Raw genomic sequence first — 20,328 nt, 5'->3', positions numbered from 1 at the left:
ACAACGACTACTGGCTGTACTGAATGCTGCGGAAACATGCGTCCTGGTGGATCCGACCGACGAGGGCAGTGTCATCGTCCACAGGAAACGCGCAGGAATCTCGGTCGGAGCCGGGCGCTTCGGGCGGGCGGATGCGGAGGCGCTCGTCCGGCAGGATCTGGCGGTCTGGCGCGGCGCGGCGGGGCGGGAGATGCTGTCCTTGAGCGAGGCCGGGCGCTGCCATCTCCGGCGCGCGGCGGGACACGCGCAGGAGGCGGATTTCCTGAGCCAGCATCGCGATGTCGTGAATGCCACGATCGAGGCCGAAACGGGTCCGGCGCGCGTCCGGATGGATGCGGAGGAGAGCCCGCTCGATTGGCTGCGCCGCCGCAAGGACCGGACCGGTGCGCCGCTGATCGACGAGGCGGCCTACCAGGCCGGCGAGAGGCTGCGCACGGACATCATGCTGGCGGGCCTGTTGCCGGGCGTTACCGCCCGATGGGACGCGGTCCCGACGGGCGGCGGCCCCGCATCGCCTTCCGAAGCCACGGACCGCATGATCGCCGCCCGCCAGCGCATCCGGCATGCCTTCGCGGCGGTCGGGTCGGATTTCAGCGATCTCCTGATGGATCTTTGCGGATTCCTCAAAGGCCTGGAGCTGATCGAGCGGGAGCGAGGCTGGCCACAGCGCTCCGCAAAGGTCGTGGTGCGCCTCGCCCTGGCCCGTCTTGCGGAGCATTACGGCATCGAGTCCACGGCGAGGGGCCCCGCTATCGCGCGCGGAATCGGGGCCTGGCAGGCCGTCGTGATCGAAGGCGGGCGCGTCTAGAGCATGGGACGCGGGAAGTGGAAACCGAATTTGCGCGCAAAGATGCTCAAACCGACACGTTCGAGCATCGAACACGGGAAGTGGGGGCCGGTTCTTCGCGAAGAACGATGCTTCATCCAAGAGAGACCAAGCATTCTGATCCCGCCAGAATGCTATTTGCTCTAGAGAGCCGCCTGGGCGATCTGGGCGTCGCGGCGGATGCGCTCGACCATGGACCTGACGCCGTTCGACCGCTGTGGCGTCAGATGCTCCGCGAGGCCGAGCTCCTTGAACAGGGCGAGGGCGTCGGTGGAGAGGGCCTCCTCCGGCGTCTTGCCGTCGTAGAGCGCGATCATGAGGGCGACGAGGCCGCGCACGATATGGGCGTCGCTGTCTCCGAGGAGATGGAGCGCGGGTTTGCCCCGGGAGCGGTCGAGACGCATGTCGATCCAGACCTGGCTCGCGCAGCCCTTCACCTTGTTGGCGTCGGTATGGGCCTCCGCGGGAAGCGGATCCATCATCCGCCCCAGCTCGATCACGTAGCGATAGCGCTCTTCCCAGTCGTCGAGCAGCTCGAAGTTGGAGACGATCTCGTCAATGGTCGGCAGCATGGCAGTCCCGCTTTGTCTGCCGGTCATATAATCATTGCGTGGGCGTTTGGCGACCGGGGGCCGACCACGATCAGCCGCGCGGCCGGTGCGTCGAGGGGGCGCGGTCTTCCGGCCGCAGGGTGTCCGACGGCTTCGCGGCCGGGGGCGTCAGGCCGGACGTGGTGAGGATCTTGTCGACGACGGCCTGCCTGGCGTTCTCGGGCAGCGCCTGCCACACGGTTTCGAGATGGCCCGCCGATCCGTCCGCCGCAGGCTTCGACGCCACGGGCGTCGCCTGCTCCACGCTCTTCGGCGAGAAGAAATTCTGGACCGAATTGGGCCCTTCGCCGCGCTGACGGACGGGCGAATAATAGAAAATCACGCCAACGATGAGGATGAAACGCAAAATCGAAAACATAAGGCGATTGCCGGTGCCAATCGAAAGATCAAAGGTGATGCATCATAACGTACGGCACCGAGCCCGCGTAGGCGAGCGGAGTGGAATTTCGGAACAGGGTGAACGAAGGGTTAAAGGCTCGACCGTTTCGGGCCCGGCCGTTAAGATCTTTGATTTGTAAGGAAAAAGCCCGGGTCATCGCCTTGCCGGGACACGCGCCGGGCGTCATTCTGCCAAGGGTTGTCGCGGCTTCGGAGCCGAGGAGGCGTGTGCTTAAGCGTTCGTTTAATGGGCGTCTGCCACGCTTTCGCCAACAAGAGGGAGGAGCGGCCTTGGGTGCTCCCGCCCGTGATCCCCGGCCTCGACCGGGGTCCGTCACGTGGCGTCGGCGCCCGATCGTCGTGCTGCTCCTTCAACGTATGGGATGATTGTTGTGCGTGATGCTTTCGCTGCCGAGACCGATGACGATTTCGACCTGCCCGCCGTCGTGCGGCGGAAGGCTTCGCCGCGTCCGCAGTCGAAGCGAGCGTCGAAAAGGCCTCCGCGCAAGATCGGCATGGGCGAACGGCTGGCGGCTCACGCTCTGAAGCATCCCGGACGCGTGGCGGCCTCCATGCTCCTGGCGGCCTGCGCGGGCGCCATCGCCTGGAATGCCCTGCTGTCGCAGAGCACCCGTCATCCCGCGCCGTTGTTCTCGCATCACGAGCCGCCCGTGGCCGCATCGGTCCCCGCTGCCGCGCATGCCGAGCCGACGCAGCCCCTGCCGCCGGCGCGGCCCGGGGCCGAGGCTCACGAGATGCAGGCACTAGCCGTGCACGAGCAGGGCGAGCCGCCGGCTGCGGTCGAAGCGGCCCCCGCCGCTTCCCCGTCGCGCCCTGCGCCACGCAGCGGGATCTCGGACCTGATCCGCAACAACGGTGTGCCGGCTCCCGCGCCGCAGCGACCACAGCAGGCGGCGGTACAGGCATCGGTTCCCCCACCGGCGCAGAGCCGCGCGGCGACGGTGCGCGATCCCATTGCGGAAATGATCCGCCTCGGCGGCCCGGTTCCGACGCCGCCCGCCAATGTGGGCCGGACCGACGGTGGCGATGCCGTGCTCTCCGGCCAGCGCGCCCTCGCACGGCTGGGCTATGGCGTGAAGGTCGACGGGATGACGGGACCGGGAACCCGCCAGGCGATCGAGCGCTTCGAGCAGGACCGGCGTCTTCCCGTCACCGGCACCTTCGGCCCGCGCACGATGCGCGAACTCTCCGCCGCCTCGGGCATTGCCGTTCAGTAATGGCTCGTCTCCGCTCCGATTTCTTCGTATCCGCCTACTTGCGCCGCTGCGGCGTCGAGGGCGTGGAGGCCGCCTTGCGCAAGCGCGGCGCCGCCGAGGCCGGAGCGATCTTCGTCAAACTCGACCATCTGGACGGGACGGCGAGCCTCTACGGGCCCGCGCCGCAGCTCTTCGTCGACGACAGCGGCGAGCGCCTCTTCGCGCCGATCCTGCAGGGCGTGACCCCTCTCGACGTGGAGGAGCGGATGGCCCGGGAGCAGCGCTTCGATTCCGATCTCTGGCTGGTGGAGGTGGATGACCGCCAGGGCCGCCACTTCCTCGATCTCGCGCCAGAGTCCTAGGCCCTCGAACACAAAAGTGGGCATCGGATCTGGATTCGAGGTCACGTCCGAGGCTCTCTTCTTGGAATGAGCGCATCGCTCAGGGCGGAAAACCGGGTCCACTTTTCCGCACGATGCGCTAGAGCCTTTTCCGCAAAAGTGGATGCCGGTTTTGCGAAGAAAAGGCGTCTTTCTCAAACAACAAATGCCTTTTCCGTGAACCGAAGTTCATGGAAAAGGCTCTAGAACGCCCTGCTCGCCTCGCGGAGCGCTTTCGCGCCCAGAATCGCCTCCACGAGGACGAGAGCGACCGGGCCGGGGACCTCCCGCATGGTGCGCACGAGCCTGCGGATTTCCGAGAGCGGATAGGAGAGTGCGGGATGCAGGGTCAGGAGGATGCGGATCGCATCCCGCTCGGGCATTCCCAACGCCTTCAGCGCCACAGCGAGGAGCGGATGGCGGCCGGTCTGAAGCAGGCGCCAGTCAACGGGGTCCGGGAAGCCGAAGGCTCGCGTCAGCCATCGCTCGAAGCCTGGAACATCGCCCTCGTTCGCGGCCTTGCGCAGCGCCGCCACATCGTGCTCCGCAAGGCGGCAGGACGGCGCGCGGACGGGCGCGAGCAAGGTCGCGATCGTCTCCCGGATGTGCCGCTGCCGCTCCCGGTCGGCGGCCAGATAGAGGCATGATTCCTGCGTCGCGGAGAGATCGCCGCGCCGAAGGAGGATGCGGGCGAGGGCAGGGCGTTCGACCGCCCGCCGGACCAGTTCATGAAAGGTCGGCATCGAGGGCGGGAATGCCGGATTGGCCGCGAGGGTGTCCTCGCAGGATTCCTCCCGAAGCACCAGCAGGCGCTCGATATCGGCCTCGTCGAGACGGTCGCGCGAGGCAAGCTGCGCACGTCCCGCTGCCGTTGCGAACAGACGCCTGTCGAGGCGGCAAGCAGGCGATGATGCGCCTTGCAGTGGGACGGTCTCACGCGATTCCGGCAGGTGCCGGCGCAGATAGTCGAGAACGGAGGGCGGTGTGTCCTGGCAGCGCGCGAGGATCTGCGCGATCTCGAGGAGGGTGGCGTGGTCGGCCTTTGGCAGGAAGCCCAGCGCCAGCGCCTCGAAGGTCTCGATGCTCTCGCGGTCCCGTGCGGGCGCGGCGGCGAACATCTCCGCATTGACCTTGAGAAGGGCCGCGCAGGCATCCGCGCCACTCAAGTCGGACAAGGCGGGCCAGAGACCCGGGTTCGCAGAGGACGCCATATCCAACACCTTCTCCAGCGTAGCCCCGCTGAAACCCTAGAGAGCGGCGGTTAAGCGGATCTTTATGCCGCCCGGCGGATGCGCTCTTCGGGGCGCACTTTCGAAATGGGCGCCTTCGATGTGCGCGAGGGCACACACACATTCGTGAATCCCGGAACTCAAGCGCTGCCGTCACTGTTGTTTTCTTGCGAGACCTGGCGTTTTTCCGACGTCCCCCACGTCCAGGAAACGGTCTGTTAACCATAAGGCTTTTTTCGTGAGCGAGTTGCAGTGACAGATTTCAGAACGTGAGAGGAAAAGACAATGCAGGATGCGTGGACGAGATCGCCAGGAGTGGTGATCGCTTTTCCCGATGTCGCCGACAGGCCGCAACGTCCGCACTTGAATGCAGACGAGCCGCGAGGCGAAATTCTCCTCTTTACGGGCGTGCGCTACGAGCGGCCCGAGCCGAGTCCTGGCCCGTCCCATCCCTACGCCAGCAACCGTCCGGGCCGTCGGCGCTCGTAGTTTCTCTTGAGTTTTTGTCGAAGCGAGACGCTTTTCGCGTCAGGCGAGGGCCCGCGGCACCTCGCGCGCCATCAGCACCGCATCCGGTCCGTATGTGAGGAGTTTCGCCTCGAGACCGGGAACTTTCCTGACGTGAAAGCCCAACCGCTCCCAGAAGGCCTGCGAGTTGTTGACGGCAACCAGTGAGAGATTGTCGAAGCCGGCGTCCCGCGCGTGGCGGAGGAGCCGTTCGCCCACCTGCCCGGCGTGGCCCTTGCCGCGGGCCGAGGGCAGCAGCGCCACGTCATGGACGTAATAGGTCGTGGCATCGCCCGGGATCTGTCCCAGGCGTGAGTTCAGCGCGGGCGGCGTCCCGAAATGCCAGGGATGGGTGAGCGCATAGCCGAGAAGGTGCCCACTCTCCTCGAGGGCGAGGCAGCCTTGCGGATAGAGGCGCAGGCGTTCCTCGAAGACTTGCCTGTCCTCCGGGTGATCGACATGAATCGTGTCCGCCAGGATCTGCACCTGCGCGAGATCCCGCGCGGTCATTGGACGCCAGGGCATGGTGTGCTCGGTTCAATCTGTCTGTTCGGTGATGCAGGAGACGGCTTTCGCGGTCTCTTCGGCCTGCGGCCGCTGGCTGGCGGTGGGAGCCGCCACCCGCACGATGACGAAACCCTGCTGCTCGGGAGCGACGATCCGCACGTCGCGGGAGGGCTCGTTCTCGTCTTCCGCCGCCCGCGCCTCATCGAGCTGACGCGCTGTCATGGCGACGATTTCCAATTCTCCGCGCACGGCGGCACGGTCCGTAACGGCGAAGAACACGCCGCCCGATTTCCGGTGAAAGGAAAACGACAAAAGGTTCGGTCCGGTCTGGGCCGAAACCCGAATCGCGCCGTTCCGCAGATCGAACGCGCAGGCTGCGACCGCGACCGCCGGATCGGGCAGGGGCATCCAGGTATCCGTGCCGCCCGGAGCGCTGATGATCTGCGCCTCGTCGGCCGCGAGCGTCGATTGAACCTTCGAGAAGGCGTCATGCTCGGCAAGATACGGCGTTGCCAGAATGGATGCGATGTGCACGCCCGCGGCCAGCACGAGGCCGCAGAGAGTGGCGATCAGAAAGCGGCCCCAGCCCCTCATGCGCCGCACTCCACGCGCTGGATCGATGGAAAGACGCTCTCGGTCAGCCCCGTCCCCGCGGCGCCGGGCGTGTCGTAGAGCCTGAGCACGATGCTGAACCTGCCCGAAGGCGGAAGCTGGAGCCAGTTGCCGTCCTGGAGGTTGCGGGAGAGGGCGATCTCGAAGCCATCCTCGTCGTCGCGCAGAAGCTCTGCGGAGGTGAAGCTGCTCCGTCCCAGTTCGGTCTGGAGAAGGCGGCCATTCTGATCGTAGACGGAAAAGGTCCAGAGGCGGGCTGTCGGGGCCACCGAACCGACGCGATAGGTGCAGGCGGAATCGAGATCCCTGCCTTCGCTGTCGGTCTTCGCCGTGAAGCCCAGGCCTTCGCCGGTCGCCAGGGGAACATCGCCGCGTTTGGCCAGGATCGCCCGCATATAGGGATCGGCCGAGGTCGAGCCGAGGGCCGGCCAGGCCGTCCATGGGCCGATGCGCAATCTGCCGAAAGGCGGCTCGCCCTTGAGGATCCAATAGGTCGAGCCCAGTCCCAGCCCGAGCGCGAGAAGAACCGCATACACAACCAGCAATGCGGTAGGGATGGATCGAAAAGTCACGGGCTTGGATGCGGCATCGGACACGCGCATCGAACCCGCCCCGGGGGCGTTCGTCAATAGAGCCTCGGTCGTCATCGTTACGGCATCGCCACTTGGCGGGACGCTTCGACGGAGCCCGTCATCCGCGGAACGCCGCTTTCCTTCGCGGTGGATATGGAGCGCTCGGCGGATTGGAACAGGGTGCCGATCCCTCCCAGAACCTCAAAGGATTTCCGGGACAGGGTGCCGGCCAGGAAGGCGGGCATCGGGCCCTGCGCCTGGTCCGCCGCCGGGCGGCTCGACGTGGCGACGCGGGCGAAGGGACCGGGATCGACGCCGGGAATCGGCCGGATCTCCAGATTCTGGTGGGCGAAGTCCATCACCTCGTGCCACGTATGGGCCGGCAGGGTGCCGCCGGTCATGTTGTTCATGGGCTTGGAATCGTCGTTGCCGTACCAGACGGCGGCAACGAGATTGCCGGTGAAGCCCACGAACCAGGCGTCCTTGTAGGCGTTGGTCGTGCCGGTCTTGCCCGCCGTGGGAATCCCGTCGAGGCCCGCGCGGCGGCCGGTGCCTTCGGTGACCACCTTGTTGAGCATGAAATTCATGTCGTTGACGACGCGGGTTTCCAGCACCTGCTTGGGCGGCGTGTCGCGATCGTGCCGGTAGATCACCTCTCCCGAGGAGTTACGCACTTCCCATGCGGCGTAGGGATCGGCCCGATAGCCGCCATTCGCGAACACCGCATAGGATGACGCCATGTCGATCGGCGTCACCTCGGCGGCCCCGATGGGAAGGGGAGCCTCGTTCGCCAGCGGATGGGTCAGGCCCATGCGCTTGGCGGTGTCGATAATGACGGTGCGGCCGGCCTTCGCGTTGCCCTTGCCGATTTCCACCGACATCCGCACCGGGATGGAGTTGATCGAGCGCGCCAGGGCCGAGACCAGGGGCATCGAACCGGCATAGGAGCGGCCGTAATTCTGCGGGCACCAGTTGCCGAGGCAGATGGGGGCATCGACCACGATCGAACTGGGCTTGAGCTTGGGATTGGTGGTCAGAGCGGCCGCATAGACGAAGGGCTTGAAGGAGGAGCCCGGCTGGCGCAGGCCGTTGGTGGCGCGGTTGAATTGGCTCTGGCCGTAATCGCGCCCGCCGACGATGGCCCGGACGGCTCCGTCGACATCCATGACAACGATCGCGCCCTGACCCGCGCGATACTGACGCCCGTTCTGGCGCAGTTCGCTTTCGAGAAGCTCTTCCGCATGTCGCTGCAGGGACGTGTCGAGGGGCGTCTTGACGGTGAGCACGCGCTCGGTGCCGAATTTCTTCTCGGCGGCCAAAGCCTTCACCTGTTCGAAGGCCCAGTCGAGATAGAAGTCGGGTGTCGTTTCGCGCTCACGGCTCACTGGGGTCGCCGGGTTCCGGCGCGCGGTCTGGATCTGGCCCTCGGTGAGGAAGCCCGCCTCGACCATGTTGCGCAGGACCTCGTTCGCGCGGGCGCGGGCCGCCGGCAGGTTCACGTGGGGCGCATATTTCGTCGGGGCCTTGAACAGGCCCGCCAGCATGGCGGACTCGGCCAGGGTCAGGTCCTTGGCGGGTTTGCCGAAATAATAATCGGCGGCCGCCACCACGCCATGGGCGCCGCCGCCCATATAGGCGCGGTCGAGATAGAGCTTGAGGATCTCATCCTTGGTCAGGTGGAATTCGAGCCAGACGGCCAGGAAGGCTTCCTTGATCTTGCGCTCGAGGGAGCGCTCGTTCGTCAGGAACAGGTTCTTCGCCAGCTGCTGGGTAATGGAGGAGCCGCCCTGGACCACGCCGCCGCCCTGGGTGTTGACCAGGAGCGCCCGGAAGGTGCCGATGGGGTCGATGCCCCAGTGATCGTAGAAGCGCCGGTCCTCGGTCGAGAGCGCCGCCTTGATCATGTAGTCCGGAAAATCCTCGAGCTTGTAGGAATCGTCGAGATGCAGGCCGCGCCGCCCGACCTCCTGCCCGTAGCGGTCCACGAAGGTGACGGCGAGATCCTGGGTCTTCAACCAGTCGTCCTCGGTCTCCCGGAAGGCCGGAAGCGCCAGGGCCAGCATCACGATGCCGCCGGCGGCGCCCAGGGTCGTCGCTTCGCTCGTCAGGTCGAGAACCACGCGCAGGGGCCCGCGGAAGCGCAGGCACTTCATCTTTTCCGAATAGGATTCATAGGCCGAAGCCAGACCGCGCCCGCTCTGGAACAGAAACGAGTTCAGCCACGCGTCCAGCCAGAGCGCGGCACGCTTGATCCGTGTCGAGAGAGGGGTGGAGGGATGCTGGCGCACGGTGGTCCTTCGGGGGAGGGTCAGGAATACCTGAGACCTTGCTTATGATCGTTTGTTTCTCTAACGGCAACGGTTGCACGTTATGGAATGTCTTTTCAACAACTCGCGAACAGGTTCTCCGGTTCAAAATAGATGTACCATGCCTGGGGAAAAGGTCTGTAGACGTGCGTTGCCGCACCCCTCCTTCAAACCGCCGCAAAGAGAGACCACAGAGCGCCCATGTCCCCAACCGCACACGACCTTCGCTCCGAGCCGGAGGAGCTGCCGTTCTGGCGCGCCAAGACGCTCGATGCGCTCAGCCTCGACGAATGGGAGAGCCTGTGCGATGGCTGCGGGCGCTGCTGCCTCGTCAAGCTCGAGGATGAGGACACGGGCGAGGTTCTCTACACGGACGTGGCCTGCACGCTGCTCGACGGCGGGACCTGCCGGTGCCGTGACTACCCGAACCGCCAGGCCAAGGTGCCCGATTGCGTGCGGCTGACCCCCGAGACGGTGCGGGGCCTGTCCTGGCTGCCGAGAACCTGCGCCTACCGCCTCGTCTCCGAGGGCCGGGATCTGCCCTGGTGGCATCCCCTCGTGTCAGGCGATCCCGAGACGGTCCATGCTGCCGGGGTATCCGTGCGGGACCGGGTCGCGGGTCCCGAGGAGGATTTCAGCCTGGCGGAGCTCCTCGAAAGGCTCACGGACTGGCCGATGGAGGAAGCCGACCGTTAACCCTCGGCCTCCCCCGGTCTTGCCTTGTCCTCCCCCGGAATGGTTGTGGGCTCGCCCAGGGTCTCGCGGACATAGAGCTTCTTCACGAGCACGAAGACGACCACGGCCAACGGGAAGCCGACGATCAGCCCGAGCGTACCGAAGAGGACGCTGCCGATCAGGATGGCGAAGAGGGCGAGCGCCGGAGGCGTGGCGATGAGGTTCTTCGTCACAAGCGGCTGGATGACGTTGCCCTCGATCTGCTGAATGACCAGCGCGGCGAGGATCGTCCAGAGCGCCGTCTCGCCGCTCATCGTGAAGGCGATCAGGACGGCGGTGGCCGCTCCCAGGAACGGCCCCAGGAACGGAATGAAATCCGCCAGCCCCGCGATCAGGCCCAGCGCGTAGGGAGAGGGCAGACCGATCCACCAATAGGCCAGGGTCGACAGGACGCCCACGCACGTCATGGCGATGAGCTGTGAGATCAGCCACAGCCTCAGCGCCTCGCCGGAGGCGCGAAGCGAGCTTTCCACACGCAGGTGGTGGCGGACCGGAAAGAGCTTGATCGCCCCTTGCAGATAGGTGTTCGGGGAGGCCGCGATGTAAACGCCCGCCACGATCACCAGCACCGCATTCGTCAGGCCGCCGAGGATCGTGCCTCCGATGCCGGCAAGCCGCGACGCGATGCCGCCGGCCGGCAAGTCGCTCAGCATGTCGTTCAGGTTGTCCGTCACGGAGCCGAAGCCGAAATTCCTGCTGATGCTGTCGATGGCGCCGGGAAGCTGCTCGGCCACGTTGGCGAATTGCGAACGGATCTGAGTGCCGAACAGAATGGCCAGGACCACGAAGAGGCCGAAGATGAGCAGGGACGCGGCGGCCAGGCTCCAGCGTTCGGGCACGCGAAGATAACGTGCGAGCAGGTCCGCGAAGGCGCGCAGGATGATCGCGACGAGAACGGCCGCGAACGCTAGAAGCGCGACATCCGCGAGCTTCCAAAGCAGGAGGGCGAGCAGGGAGAGCCCCAGGACGATGAGGGTTTTCCGTACGAACTCGGCATCGCCCATGATCTTGCGAAAGGAATAACCGTCTTCGTCCATCGCCTCTCCCCGGCCTCGTCACGGGGACAATGGCAACCGCAAAGCTGGGTTCCTTCGACGAACCTTCGCTCTTTCATGTCGTATTCCTGCAGCTTGGCTGCCAGTGCTGTGCAGTGTGCGTTTCTGCCGTGTCCGGGAACGTAAAAACGAAAAGAAGGTTGATTGTACGGAAGGAGGAAGAATGTAATGACCTCGAACGTGATCTGCTTTTTGCTTGGAACCGTTTTTCCTCTGGCAGCCGTCGGCTGGATGATTGCTCATCATTAGCCGGATATTTCATTGTTCTCGAAGATGAGCCTGGAAAATAGCCGCGCGCCGCTTGCCGGGGCATGGACAATGCTACCGGGACGTCCCGCTGGTTTCTCCAGCGTATCGTGCGGACCCGACGGGTCGCGCGAGCGAAATGTGACCCCGGTTCTTCGCAAGCACGATGCGCTCACCTAAGAAGGGAGCGCCGGAGTTGGAGATCAGCGTGAGGCGATGGACGCGCGCTTGATCAACTCCTCCCGCAGGGGTGCCGGCAGTTCGATGCCGCTCAGGCGCCAGGTCAGGTTCTTCAGACGCATGGTAATCCTGAATTGCCTGTCCTTCGGCTGATCGACAGGAACCGGGATCGTGATGCTCCGGAAACCCTGTGCCTCCGAGAAGAAGAAGGTCTTCCACGCGAGCTCCAGCGAGCCGAAGCCAAGCTGGAGGCGGGCGGCGGCCGCGCCCCTCGCGCCGTTCGGGCTTCTGCCCGTGGCCCGCTCGGGCCAGCCGTCCTCGAACAGATCGACCAGGGCCTGGGGCGTCACGAGCTGTTCAACGACTGGGTTGAGAACGGAGCTTCCCGCCTGGGTGGCGACGTCGAGCTCGGCCCCGTCCAGGTCCTTGTCCTTCAGGTATTCCCCGAGGATCTGACGGGAGAGGGACGCCCTCAGGGCGGTGAAATTCACGCGTTCCTCGATCCGGTTTAGGTCCTTGGCCTCGACCGCCTTGCCGAGGTCGTACAGGCCCACGAAGGGCGAGATCATGAAGATCGCCCAGGCCAGGAAGAGGAGAAAGCAGATCCGTACAGTCCAGCGCATGTCGTCGACCGTTCCTTCCCGTTGTTCCCGGCTCTCGCCTCGTCCGCGGGGGGGCGCGACAGCCGGCAAGGGCTCAATGTGGGAAACGCCCGAGTCGGAAAAAGGGCAGCCGAATGGCCGCCCTTCCGCAATCCACGGTTCGTGAGAGGGCGTCGAAAGGGCCGCCCTCTCTTCCTATCATCCACTCTCCGCCATTATCGCGGCTCTCGTATGATTCCCGCGAAGGCCTTCATCTGAACCGCGACCGTGATCCCGGGCTCAGCCTGCGGCTGTCCCGGGATGGCGGAAGCGCGCGGAACCGAGAGGCGCTTACCCGCGGGCGCGGGCGCGGATCATGAAGGTGTCGTAGGCGTACTCGGCCACCTGGAACCAGAGATACTCCTCGTTGCGGAAACCGCGGATGCTTTCGTAGATTTTCTTGAAGTCCGGGTTCTTTCCGGACACCTCGTCGTACACCTCGTTGGAGGCCTTGTAGGCGGCTTCCATGATCTCCTGCGAGAACGGACGCAGTTGCGTGCCGGCGCCGAGCAGGCGCCGCAGGGCGGCCGGATTGCGCGCGTCGTATTTCGCCAGCATGTCGTTATTGGCGTAGCCGGCGGCGGCGGTCAGGATCGCCTGATAGGATTTCGGCAGCTCCTTCCATTTCGCGCTGTTGATGAACAGGTGAATGGACGGTCCGCCTTCCCAGAAGCCGGGGTAGTAGTAGAACGGCGCGACCTTGGCGAAGCCGAGCTTCTCGTCATCGTAGGGTCCGACCCATTCGGCGGCATCGATGGTGCCGCGCTCGAGCGACGGGTAGATGTCGCCGCCCGGAATCTGCTGCGGCACGACGCCGAGCTTCGCCATGACCTGACCGGCGAGCCCTGCGATGCGCATCTTGAGGCCCTTGAGGTCCTCGACGGTCTTGATCTCCTTGCGGAACCAGCCGCCCATCTGCACGCCGGTATTGCCGGCCGGCATGCCGTACATGTTGTGCTTGGCATAAAACTCGTTGAGCAGGTCGTTGCCGCCGCCGTGATAGAGCCAGGCGTTCTGCTGGCGGGCATTGAGCCCGAAGGGCAGGGCGGTGCCGATCGCGAAAGTCGGGTCCTTGCCGAAATAATAATAGGAGCAGGTATGGCCCATCTCGATGGTGCCGTTGCCGACCGCATCGGCCACCTGCGGCGTGCCGACGATTTCTCCGGCCGCGAAAGGCTGGATCTGGAACTTGCCGTCCGTTGCCTCCGAGACGAATTTCGCGATCACTTCGGATGCGCCGTAGATCGTGTCGAGGGACTTCGGAAAGCCGGATTGCAGGCGCCACTTCATCTCCGGCATCGTCTGCGCGATGGCGGGAGCCGCCACCGCCGTCGAGGCGGTGCCGATTGCGGCGGCCTGCAAAAATTGACGACGTTTCATGGTTTTATTTTCCTCTCTGGCCGTGACTTCAGTCACTTGGGCCCAATTGACACCTAATTTCGTTCTGTCCGCAAGGAGGGATAACGCCGTTATCGACCAATGGCGGAGAGGACGCGTGAAAACTCCTTCCAGCGGCTCATGAGACGGGTACGTCGATGGTGCAGACCACGCCCTCCGGCTCATAGGCGATATGCGCCGAGCCGTTCAGTTCCCGCGCGAGTCCGGCCTGGATCAGCCGCGAGCCGAAGCCCATGCGCGACGGAGGCGCGACCGGAGGGCCGCCGCGTTCCTCCCAGCGCATCCGCAGCCGCAATCCATCGGAGTCCGTCAGGACCGACCAGCCGATGCGGATCCGCCCCGCGGGGCGGCTCAGGGCACCGAACTTGAGCGCGTTGGTGAACAACTCGTGCAGGGTCATGGACAGGCTGAGCGCCATCGGCGGCGCGATGCGCAGGTCCGGCCCCTCGATCGCGATGCGCGCCCTTCCCGTGGTCCCCGCCGCCCCATAGGGCGCGCAGGATTCGCTCACGATATCGGACAGGAGGGCGCTCTCCCAGTTCTCGCGGGTGAGCACGTCATGGCCACGCGCGAGGGCGAGCAGCCGCGCCTCGAAGGCGCGCCGTGCCGCCCGGACTTCGTCGTCCGCATGGGCTGCGAGGCGCCCGAAGCTCTGGGCCGCCAGGGACTGGACGGTTGCAAGCGTATTCTTGACCCGATGATTGAGCTCGTGGATGAGGAGGCGCAGATGCTCCTCCGATTGCTTGTGATCGGTGATGTCGATCTGGAGCCCGTCCCAGACGGCGCCCCCATCGGGGAGCGTCCGGCGCGTCGCCACGATCCGCTGCCATCGCGACTCGCCCGTCGCGCCATGCCGGATGACGATCTCCATGTCGAAGGGCCTGCCCGTGACGTGGGCCTCGGCCTGCGTCCGAAACACGGGCTCGCGGAATTCCGGCAGGAGCAGGTCGTAGAGCGCCGACGGATCTTTGAGCGCGCGCTCGGCCGGGACGCCGTTGAGCCGTTCGCAGCTTGCCGAGACATAGATGAAGCGGCGGTCGAAGAGATTGTCCGCATCGCTCATCTGATAGACCATGCCGAGCGGCAGATGATCCGCGAGCGCGCTCAGCTGCGCCTGGCTCTCCTTCAGATAATCCTCCGCCCTGCATCGCTCGGTCCGGTCGCGGAAGCTGACGGCGATGCCCCCGTCATAGGGAAAGACCCGAAACTCCAGAGTACGGTCGGGCGCAATGACGGACCTCGCCTCGAACGATGCCGCGACGCCCGTGGCGAGGACGTCTTCGTAGCGCCTGCGCAGCTCCGTTCCCTCGGAACCGGGAACGACGTCCCAGATCACGCGGCCGAGCATCTCGCCGGCCGGAATGCCGAAATGCTCCTGCGCCGCGCGGTTGATGGAGGTGAAGCGCCAGTCGCCATCCAGGGAATAGAAGGCGTCGCCGATGCCTTCGAGAAGGGCTGCGAGCCGTCCGTCGGCCTTCGCCTCCGCGGCACGGACGGTCACGTGCGCAACCGCGCCGCCGTTGACGCCCCGAGGCCGTTCGTAGGCCTTCGCGACAATGAGATCGCCGGAAACCGGCTGCATGTCGGAGACGGAAGTCACGATGGAGCGAGGCGCAGTCATGAGATGATATATAATCACATTACATTCGATCCGCAATCCTCGCTCGCCGCTTGCGGAGTGGAAACATCAGCGGGAACAAAATCTTACGACCCCCGGTGGATCAGGAGGCCGGCCCGACGCGTACACCGGAGCCTCGACCGACATCCCCACCTCTCATGCCATCCGCGCCTCGCGCGTCATCCCCGCGCAGGCGAGAGGCCATGAGAACTACGATTCAGAAGGGGCGGCGTTCGCTCGCCTCGGGACGACGATACCCGAGACGCGCGTACCTGACCACGAAGACCGGATTCGCGAGAGCATCGGACGTGAAAAGTGGATTTGTACCTTTGGGATCAATGCGATGCTCCCACGATAGGCCAGCGCATCGCTTCGGGAAAACCGGGTCCACTTTTTCGCACGATGCGCTAGCAACGAAGGAATCAGTTTCGGGGCTCGCTGAAGGCTTCCGCGGCGCAGACCAGGGCGAACAGAGCCGTCACGCCGAGCAGTTCGGCGACGTTCAGCACGATGGCTGGATCGAGGATGGAGGAAAGCGCGCTCGTGGTGAGCGCAATGATCGTAGCCCAGGCGAGCATGGGCCTTCTCCCGGAAGATAGTCGTGCGTCCTAATAATCCCAAAGAGACAAAGAAGTTCCTAATCTCGTCCCGCAATTTTTCTTGCAACGATTTTTCTTGCGATATTCGCGCGATGCGGCTCGCGGAGGTGGCCGGGCGCGTTATCTGCGCCTGTAAGGCGAAACGCGTGAGGAGCGTGTCATCGTGCGACCCTTGATCGATCGGAGCGTCGGCAATCTTCCCTGTCCCGATGAAGCTCTCCTGGCGGAGGCGCGCCGGACCGCGCCGGATCCGTCGGCGCATGCCGCATTTCTGCAGCGGATCGAAGCTTTCCACACCCTCGAATTCCAGCCCGCGCACGGGGCCGGGGCATGTCCCGGCCGGTTGCGGATCGCGGCCCTGAACGCCGAGCGGCTGACGCGGCCCGATGCGGTCGTGCGGCTGAAAGAGCGGACCGGCGCGGACGTGCTGCTCCTGAGCGAGGCGGATATCGGCATGGCGCGATCTGGCAACGTTCATGCCGTTCGCGACGTCGCGGGCGCGGCCGGGGACGGCTATGTCTTCGGCGTCGAATTCGTGGAGCTCGATATCGGCGACCGGGAGGAGATGCGCCGCCATGCAGGCGGGCGTAATGCCTGCGGGCTCCACGGCAACGCCATCGTCAGCGGCCTCACGCTGGAGCGGCCGCATCTGATTCCGCTCGAGGAAAGCGGCCGGTGGTTTGCGGGATTCGAGGGCGCACAGCGGCGAATCGGCGGGCGGATCGCGCTCGCCGCGCGGGTGGCGGGCGCGCCGCGGCCGCTCTGGGTCGTGAGCCTGCATCTCGAAAGCAAAACGGATGCCGCCGACCGGCAGGCGCAGATCCGGACTCTGCTCTGCGCCCTGGAGCGGCTCGCGCCGGGGGAGGCCTGCATCATCGGAGGTGATTTCAACACCAAGGGGCTGCCGAAAGGAGAAGGGGAGCGGCCTCTCCTGATCGAAGAACCGGATCGGTTCGAACCGCTTTTTGCGGATCTTCGCGCAGCGGGGTTCTCCTGGGCGGGCGCAAATCTCGCCGCGCCGACTCAGCGCGACAGTCTGTCGAAGACGCATCCGCGCCCGTTCGGAACGCTCGATTGGCTTTTCGTGCGCGGCGTCGCGGCGGCGAATCCGCAGATCGTTCAGGCCGTGGACGAGGAGGGGCGGCCCATCTCCGATCACGAGATGGTCGCGGTCGATGTCTCGTTCGATATATGACGTGCAGCGGAAGAAACGCTGCGGGGCAGCCCTCAGGCCTGTCCCCGCACGCTTCGCGCGACCGTTCTCAGAACACCACGAAATCGAGGTTGGTAACGCCCAGACCCTTGGCGAGGGTGGCGAACTGGATCGCCGCTCCCTTGCCGTTGCCGTCCGCATCGTAGAGCAGGGCCCCCGTGATCTTGTTGTAGACGATGCGGTCGTCCCGGTCATGGGCCGCGGCGCCGATGTGGAAGGCCGCCTTCGACAAGGTCCCGGTGCGCGTCAGGCCACGGAAGACCGCGTTCTCCAGGTTGATCGTGTCGTCCACCGGCCGGAAGTCGGTGATGCGGTCCACGTTCATGCGGGCTTTCAGGGCGGTGTTGAACACGAAGGTGTCGCGATCCGCGCCGCCCGTGAGGACGTCGTTGCCGGCGCCGCCGTTCAGCGTGTCGTTGCCCGCGTTGCCCCGGAGGGTATCATTGCCGCCGAGGCCGAACAGGACGTCGCGGATGCCGGTTCCGGCGATCGTGTTGCGGCCGGCCGTCCCGTTGATGCTGACGACATCGTTCGAACCCAGGTGCAGGGAGCCGAGGCCGGATACCTGGTCCGCCGACAGAGTGATGCGGTTGTCGATCGCATCGAAGGTATCGACGCCTTTGGCGATGAGCGCGCCGATCTGGGCTGGCGTCAAGGCCGCGAGGCTCGCACCGGTGTCACGCAGGGTGACCATGTCGCCCGTGCTGAAATTCAGGGAGCCGAGGGCCGATAGCTGAGCGGCAGAGAGCAGGATCCGGTCGTCGACCGCGTCCAGAACGTCGACGCCCTTGGCGATGAGCCCGGCAATTCTGTCCGCCGACAGGGTGGCGATATTGGCGCCCGTGTCCACGACCGCGACCGTGTCGCTTGCGCTGATGGCCAGCGCGCCGAGAGCCGACAATTGCGCGACGGAGAGCGTGACCTGATCGCCGATGGCGTCCAGCGTATCGACCCCCTTGGCGATGAGGGCCGCGACCTGGGCCAGAGTCAGGGCGGAAATGTTTTCGCCCGTATCCGCGACGGTCACGCGATCGCCGACACTCAGGTTCAGGGTGCCGAGATTGGACAATTGCGCGACCGAGAGCGCAACCTGATCGTCGGTCGCGTCGAGGGTGTCGACGCCCCTGGCGATGAGGGCGGCGATCTGCCTCGCCGTCAGGGCGGCGATGTTGGCGCCAGTATCGGACACGGCCACGACATCGTCATCGCTCAGGGTCAGGGTGCTCAGAGCCGCGAACTGAGCGGCCGTAAGGGTCAGATCGCTGGTGGCATCGATGGCATCGAGCCCTTTGGCGATCAGGGCGCCGATCTGCGCCGGCGTCAGAGCCGCGATGCTCGCACCGGAACCGGACAGCGTCATCAGACCGGTCGTGACGAGGCGAATCGGCCCGAGAGCGTTGAACTGCGCCACCGATAGGCTGAGAGAATCGTCGTTCACGTCGAGGCTGTCGATGCCTCTGTCGACGAGCGCCTGGATCTGCTGTGGGGTCAGGGCCTCGATGTTCTCACCGATATCCACCACCCGGACTCGGTCGCCGGCGCTGAAGTTCAGGGTTCCAAGCGCCAGAAGTTGAGCGGCGGAGAGCACGACCTGATCGTCGATGGCGTCCAGCGTGTCGACACCCTTCGTAGTGAGGTCTGCGATCTGCGCCACGGTGAGCGCCGCGAAGGCCGCGCCCGTATCCGACACGGAGACCTGGTCTTCCGCTCGCAAATCGATCTGCCCGAGAGCCGCGAACTGGACCGCCGAAAGATCGATCCGGTTGTCGGTGGCAACCAGCGTATCGACGCCCATGGCACCGAGCACGGCGATCTGCCCGGGGGTGAGCGCAGCGATGTTCAGGCCGGTATCGGCCACCGTCACTCCGTCGCCTCTCGCGAAATCGATGGAGGTCTCCGCCAGGAAGGCCGCTTGGTCCGCATTCAGCACCAGCTGATTGTCGGTGACGTCGATCCGATCCAGCCCTTTGATGCCGAGCGAGAAGATCTGCGCCGGCGTCAGGGCCGAAATGTTCTCGCCCGTATCGGACAACGTCACGCTGTCGCCGGCCGTCAGACGGATCGGGGAATCGGCCAGGACGGCCGCTCGCGCGGCATCCAGGACCAGGTCGTCGTCCGTCGCGTCGATCCTATCGAGCCGCTTTTCCACCAGGCCGGCGAGCTGTCTCAGGGACACGGCCGCGATGTTCGCGCCCGTATCCGAGAGGATCGTTTCGTCGTGCGAGGTCAAAGTGATCGGGGTGTCCGCGACGGCCATGATCTGCGCCGCGTCCAGGATCAGCAGATCGTCCATGGCGTCCAGGGCTCCCAGGCCTTTCTCGGCCAGGTCGGTGAGCTGATCCGCCGACAGGGTCGCGATATGGGCGCCTCTGTCCGACACCACAATGGTCGAGACCGCCAGAGATACGGATGCGCCTGCCAAGGTCGCGGCCTGAGCCGCATCGAGAACCAGCTGCCCGTCGGTCGCATTGATCACGCTGACGCCCCGTTCGAGAAGCGTCGCGAGCTGCGTCGCACTCAGGGTCGCGATGTTGGCTCCCCTGTCCGACACGACCACCGTGTCGTCCGCCGCCAACGCAATGGACGTCTCCGCGAGAGCGGCGGCCTGTGCGGCATCCAGGACCAGCAGGTCGAAGAAGCTGTCCCGGGCGTCGATGAGGCTGACGCCACTCTCGTCGAGCGCCGTGATCTGGGCGGATGTCAGGGCGGCGATGCTCGCGCCCGCATCCGCCAGAACCACCGACTCCGTCGAGAGGAGCGCCACGGATGCGCCGGACAGCACGCCCGCCTGTGCCGCGTTGAGGACCAGATTGCCGTCTGTGGAACCAAGACCGTCGAGGCCCTTTTCAGCCAGCATCGCGAGCTCGCCTGCGGAAAGGCCGGCGATATTGTCGGATGTGTCTCCCACGATCGTCACGTCGTCCGGCATGAAAACGATGGCCGAACGCGCCAGAGCGACGGCTTGAGCCGCATTCATGGCCCAAGCGTCGTCGAAGCAGTCGATGAAGTCGACTCCTTTGCCGGCGAACGATGTGATGTCCTCGGGCGCCAGACGCTCGAGACTGTCGGCGAAATCGTAAAGAATCGCGGCATCGCTGGGATCCAGGCGAATCGCCCCGAGAGCACCGATCTGGGCCGCCGTGAGAAAAAGAATGTCGGTCCAGCTGTCGATGAGATCGACGTTGTCGGCGGACATTTGAGCAAACCAGGCCGGGTCGAGCGCATAGATGTTCAGCGGATCGTCCTGGATGATGACGAGGTCATCGGGGTCGAAGGCTCCCGTTCCAGCCAGATATTCTTCAACTGTGAGCTTCAAATCCATCGTCTCGGCCTCTCGCTATATAAATGTTGTAATGTATCATTTGACGACCTAGCGCAAGCCATGATCGTCGGGGCCGAGGGCTTCACGTCCGGCTGTTTCCCGGCCTGGTCCCAGGGCACTTGGGATAGGGTGCGATGACCATTGGCCAAACCTTGCAGAGGCGCCTTCCGGCCGTG

Annotated in this window: 18 protein-coding genes; 5 read left to right on the top strand and 13 right to left on the bottom strand. The window is 65.2% G+C overall.

From position 1 onward, the window contains the following. Positions 1 to 46: 46 nt before the first annotated feature. Positions 47 to 808 (top strand): DUF6456 domain-containing protein, encoded by a 762-nt coding sequence (locus AB8841_RS24445; protein ID WP_370438358.1) that lies wholly within the window; start codon positions 47 to 49, stop codon positions 806 to 808. 161 nt (positions 809 to 969) lie between these two features. Here the strand turns inward: AB8841_RS24445 and AB8841_RS24440 are convergent, their stop codons facing one another. Both AB8841_RS24440 and AB8841_RS24435 read right to left on the bottom strand, forming a co-directional pair. Continuing rightward, positions 970 to 1,398: a SufE family protein gene (locus AB8841_RS24440; RefSeq protein ID WP_370438357.1), complete on the bottom strand. Its 429-nt coding sequence runs from the start codon at positions 1,396 to 1,398 to the stop codon at positions 970 to 972. Positions 1,399 to 1,468: 70 nt separating this feature from the next. Next, positions 1,469 to 1,795: a hypothetical protein gene (locus AB8841_RS24435; RefSeq protein ID WP_370438356.1), complete on the bottom strand. Its 327-nt coding sequence runs from the start codon at positions 1,793 to 1,795 to the stop codon at positions 1,469 to 1,471. A gap of 412 nt (positions 1,796 to 2,207) precedes the next feature. Here AB8841_RS24435 and AB8841_RS24430 point away from each other — a divergent pair, with 412 nt between their 5' ends. Beyond that, entirely contained in the window at positions 2,208 to 3,053 is an 846-nt protein-coding gene (locus AB8841_RS24430; protein WP_370438355.1) for a peptidoglycan-binding protein, read from the top strand. Further along, entirely contained in the window at positions 3,053 to 3,394 is a 342-nt protein-coding gene (locus AB8841_RS24425; protein WP_370438354.1) for a DUF1491 family protein, read from the top strand. Before AB8841_RS24430 ends, AB8841_RS24425 begins: the two co-directional genes overlap by 1 nt. 221 nt (positions 3,395 to 3,615) lie before the next feature. Here AB8841_RS24425 and AB8841_RS24420 read toward each other — a convergent pair whose 3' ends face one another. The 5 genes from AB8841_RS24420 to AB8841_RS24400 all read right to left on the bottom strand — a co-directional run bounded on the left by AB8841_RS24420 (position 3,616) and on the right by AB8841_RS24400 (position 9,127). Further along, positions 3,616 to 4,623 (bottom strand): hypothetical protein, encoded by a 1,008-nt coding sequence (locus tag AB8841_RS24420; protein WP_370438353.1) that lies wholly within the window; start codon positions 4,621 to 4,623, stop codon positions 3,616 to 3,618. Positions 4,624 to 5,169: 546 nt separating this feature from the next. Next, complete coding sequence (locus AB8841_RS24415) at positions 5,170 to 5,673, bottom strand: GNAT family N-acetyltransferase (RefSeq protein ID WP_370438352.1); 504 nt, start codon at positions 5,671 to 5,673, stop codon at positions 5,170 to 5,172. 12 nt (positions 5,674 to 5,685) lie between these two features. Next, complete coding sequence (locus AB8841_RS24410) at positions 5,686 to 6,249, bottom strand: hypothetical protein (RefSeq protein ID WP_370438351.1); 564 nt, start codon at positions 6,247 to 6,249, stop codon at positions 5,686 to 5,688. Next, positions 6,246 to 6,896 (bottom strand): DUF1214 domain-containing protein, encoded by a 651-nt coding sequence (locus tag AB8841_RS24405; protein WP_370438350.1) that lies wholly within the window; start codon positions 6,894 to 6,896, stop codon positions 6,246 to 6,248. Before AB8841_RS24405 ends, AB8841_RS24410 begins: the two co-directional genes overlap by 4 nt. Positions 6,897 to 6,916: 20 nt before the next feature. Next, positions 6,917 to 9,127 (bottom strand): transglycosylase domain-containing protein, encoded by a 2,211-nt coding sequence (locus AB8841_RS24400; RefSeq protein WP_370438349.1) that lies wholly within the window; start codon positions 9,125 to 9,127, stop codon positions 6,917 to 6,919. Positions 9,128 to 9,346: 219 nt separating this feature from the next. Between AB8841_RS24400 and AB8841_RS24395 the strand changes: the two genes are divergently transcribed. Next, positions 9,347 to 9,841, top strand: coding sequence for a YcgN family cysteine cluster protein (locus AB8841_RS24395; RefSeq protein ID WP_370438348.1), 495 nt, complete (start codon positions 9,347 to 9,349; stop codon positions 9,839 to 9,841). Here AB8841_RS24395 and AB8841_RS24390 read toward each other — a convergent pair. From AB8841_RS24390 to AB8841_RS24370, 5 genes are all read right to left on the bottom strand, one after another. Beyond that, complete coding sequence (locus tag AB8841_RS24390) at positions 9,838 to 10,917, bottom strand: AI-2E family transporter (protein ID WP_370438347.1); 1,080 nt, start codon at positions 10,915 to 10,917, stop codon at positions 9,838 to 9,840. The two genes, AB8841_RS24395 and AB8841_RS24390, sit on opposite strands and share 4 nt — an antisense overlap. Positions 10,918 to 11,384: 467 nt before the next feature. Further along, positions 11,385 to 11,984, bottom strand: coding sequence for a DUF2939 domain-containing protein (locus tag AB8841_RS24385; protein WP_370438346.1), 600 nt, complete (start codon positions 11,982 to 11,984; stop codon positions 11,385 to 11,387). Positions 11,985 to 12,293: 309 nt separating this feature from the next. Further along, positions 12,294 to 13,382, bottom strand: coding sequence for a TRAP transporter substrate-binding protein (locus AB8841_RS24380; protein ID WP_370438345.1), 1,089 nt, complete (start codon positions 13,380 to 13,382; stop codon positions 12,294 to 12,296). A 136-nt stretch (positions 13,383 to 13,518) separates the two neighbouring features. After that, on the bottom strand, positions 13,519 to 15,021 hold the full coding sequence (locus tag AB8841_RS24375) for a sensor histidine kinase (protein WP_370438344.1): 1,503 nt from the start codon (positions 15,019 to 15,021) through the stop codon (positions 13,519 to 13,521). A gap of 419 nt (positions 15,022 to 15,440) precedes the next feature. Then, the gene (locus AB8841_RS24370) at positions 15,441 to 15,596 is read right to left on the bottom strand and encodes a hypothetical protein (RefSeq protein WP_370438343.1); all 156 of its coding nucleotides are present in this window, start codon (positions 15,594 to 15,596) and stop codon (positions 15,441 to 15,443) included. Between the two features lie 184 nt (positions 15,597 to 15,780). On the opposite strand from AB8841_RS24370, the gene AB8841_RS24365 reads away from it, so the two are divergent. Beyond that, positions 15,781 to 16,812, top strand: coding sequence for an endonuclease/exonuclease/phosphatase family protein (locus tag AB8841_RS24365; protein ID WP_370438342.1), 1,032 nt, complete (start codon positions 15,781 to 15,783; stop codon positions 16,810 to 16,812). Positions 16,813 to 16,879: 67 nt separating this feature from the next. On the opposite strand, the gene AB8841_RS24360 is transcribed toward AB8841_RS24365, so the two are convergent. Beyond that, positions 16,880 to 20,152 carry a hypothetical protein gene (locus AB8841_RS24360; protein WP_370438341.1) on the bottom strand — a complete coding sequence of 1,091 codons (3,273 nt, stop codon included), beginning with the start codon at positions 20,150 to 20,152 and terminating at the stop codon, positions 16,880 to 16,882. Positions 20,153 to 20,328 lie beyond the last annotated feature (176 nt).

This window comes from Microvirga sp. TS319 (assembly GCF_041276405.1).
Lineage (GTDB): Bacteria > Pseudomonadota > Alphaproteobacteria > Rhizobiales > Beijerinckiaceae > Microvirga.
This window is presented reverse-complemented; position numbering and strand designations above follow the sequence as displayed.

Coding starts and splice junctions, on each gene's coding strand:
- AB8841_RS24385 (WP_370438346.1), bottom strand. CDS start 11,984: ATGCGCTGGACTGTACGGATCTGCTTTCTCCTCTTCCTGGCCTGGGCG.
- AB8841_RS24360 (WP_370438341.1), bottom strand. CDS start 20,152: ATGGATTTGAAGCTCACAGTTGAAGAATATCTGGCTGGAACGGGAGCC.
- AB8841_RS24440 (WP_370438357.1), bottom strand. CDS start 1,398: ATGCTGCCGACCATTGACGAGATCGTCTCCAACTTCGAGCTGCTCGAC.
- AB8841_RS24370 (WP_370438343.1), bottom strand. CDS start 15,596: ATGCTCGCCTGGGCTACGATCATTGCGCTCACCACGAGCGCGCTTTCC.
- AB8841_RS24415 (WP_370438352.1), bottom strand. CDS start 5,673: ATGCCCTGGCGTCCAATGACCGCGCGGGATCTCGCGCAGGTGCAGATC.
- AB8841_RS24395 (WP_370438348.1), top strand. CDS start 9,347: ATGTCCCCAACCGCACACGACCTTCGCTCCGAGCCGGAGGAGCTGCCG.
- AB8841_RS24420 (WP_370438353.1), bottom strand. CDS start 4,623: ATGGCGTCCTCTGCGAACCCGGGTCTCTGGCCCGCCTTGTCCGACTTG.
- AB8841_RS24380 (WP_370438345.1), bottom strand. CDS start 13,382: ATGAAACGTCGTCAATTTTTGCAGGCCGCCGCAATCGGCACCGCCTCG.
- AB8841_RS24425 (WP_370438354.1), top strand. CDS start 3,053: ATGGCTCGTCTCCGCTCCGATTTCTTCGTATCCGCCTACTTGCGCCGC.
- AB8841_RS24410 (WP_370438351.1), bottom strand. CDS start 6,249: ATGAGGGGCTGGGGCCGCTTTCTGATCGCCACTCTCTGCGGCCTCGTG.
- AB8841_RS24390 (WP_370438347.1), bottom strand. CDS start 10,917: ATGGACGAAGACGGTTATTCCTTTCGCAAGATCATGGGCGATGCCGAG.
- AB8841_RS24435 (WP_370438356.1), bottom strand. CDS start 1,795: ATGTTTTCGATTTTGCGTTTCATCCTCATCGTTGGCGTGATTTTCTAT.
- AB8841_RS24375 (WP_370438344.1), bottom strand. CDS start 15,021: ATGACTGCGCCTCGCTCCATCGTGACTTCCGTCTCCGACATGCAGCCG.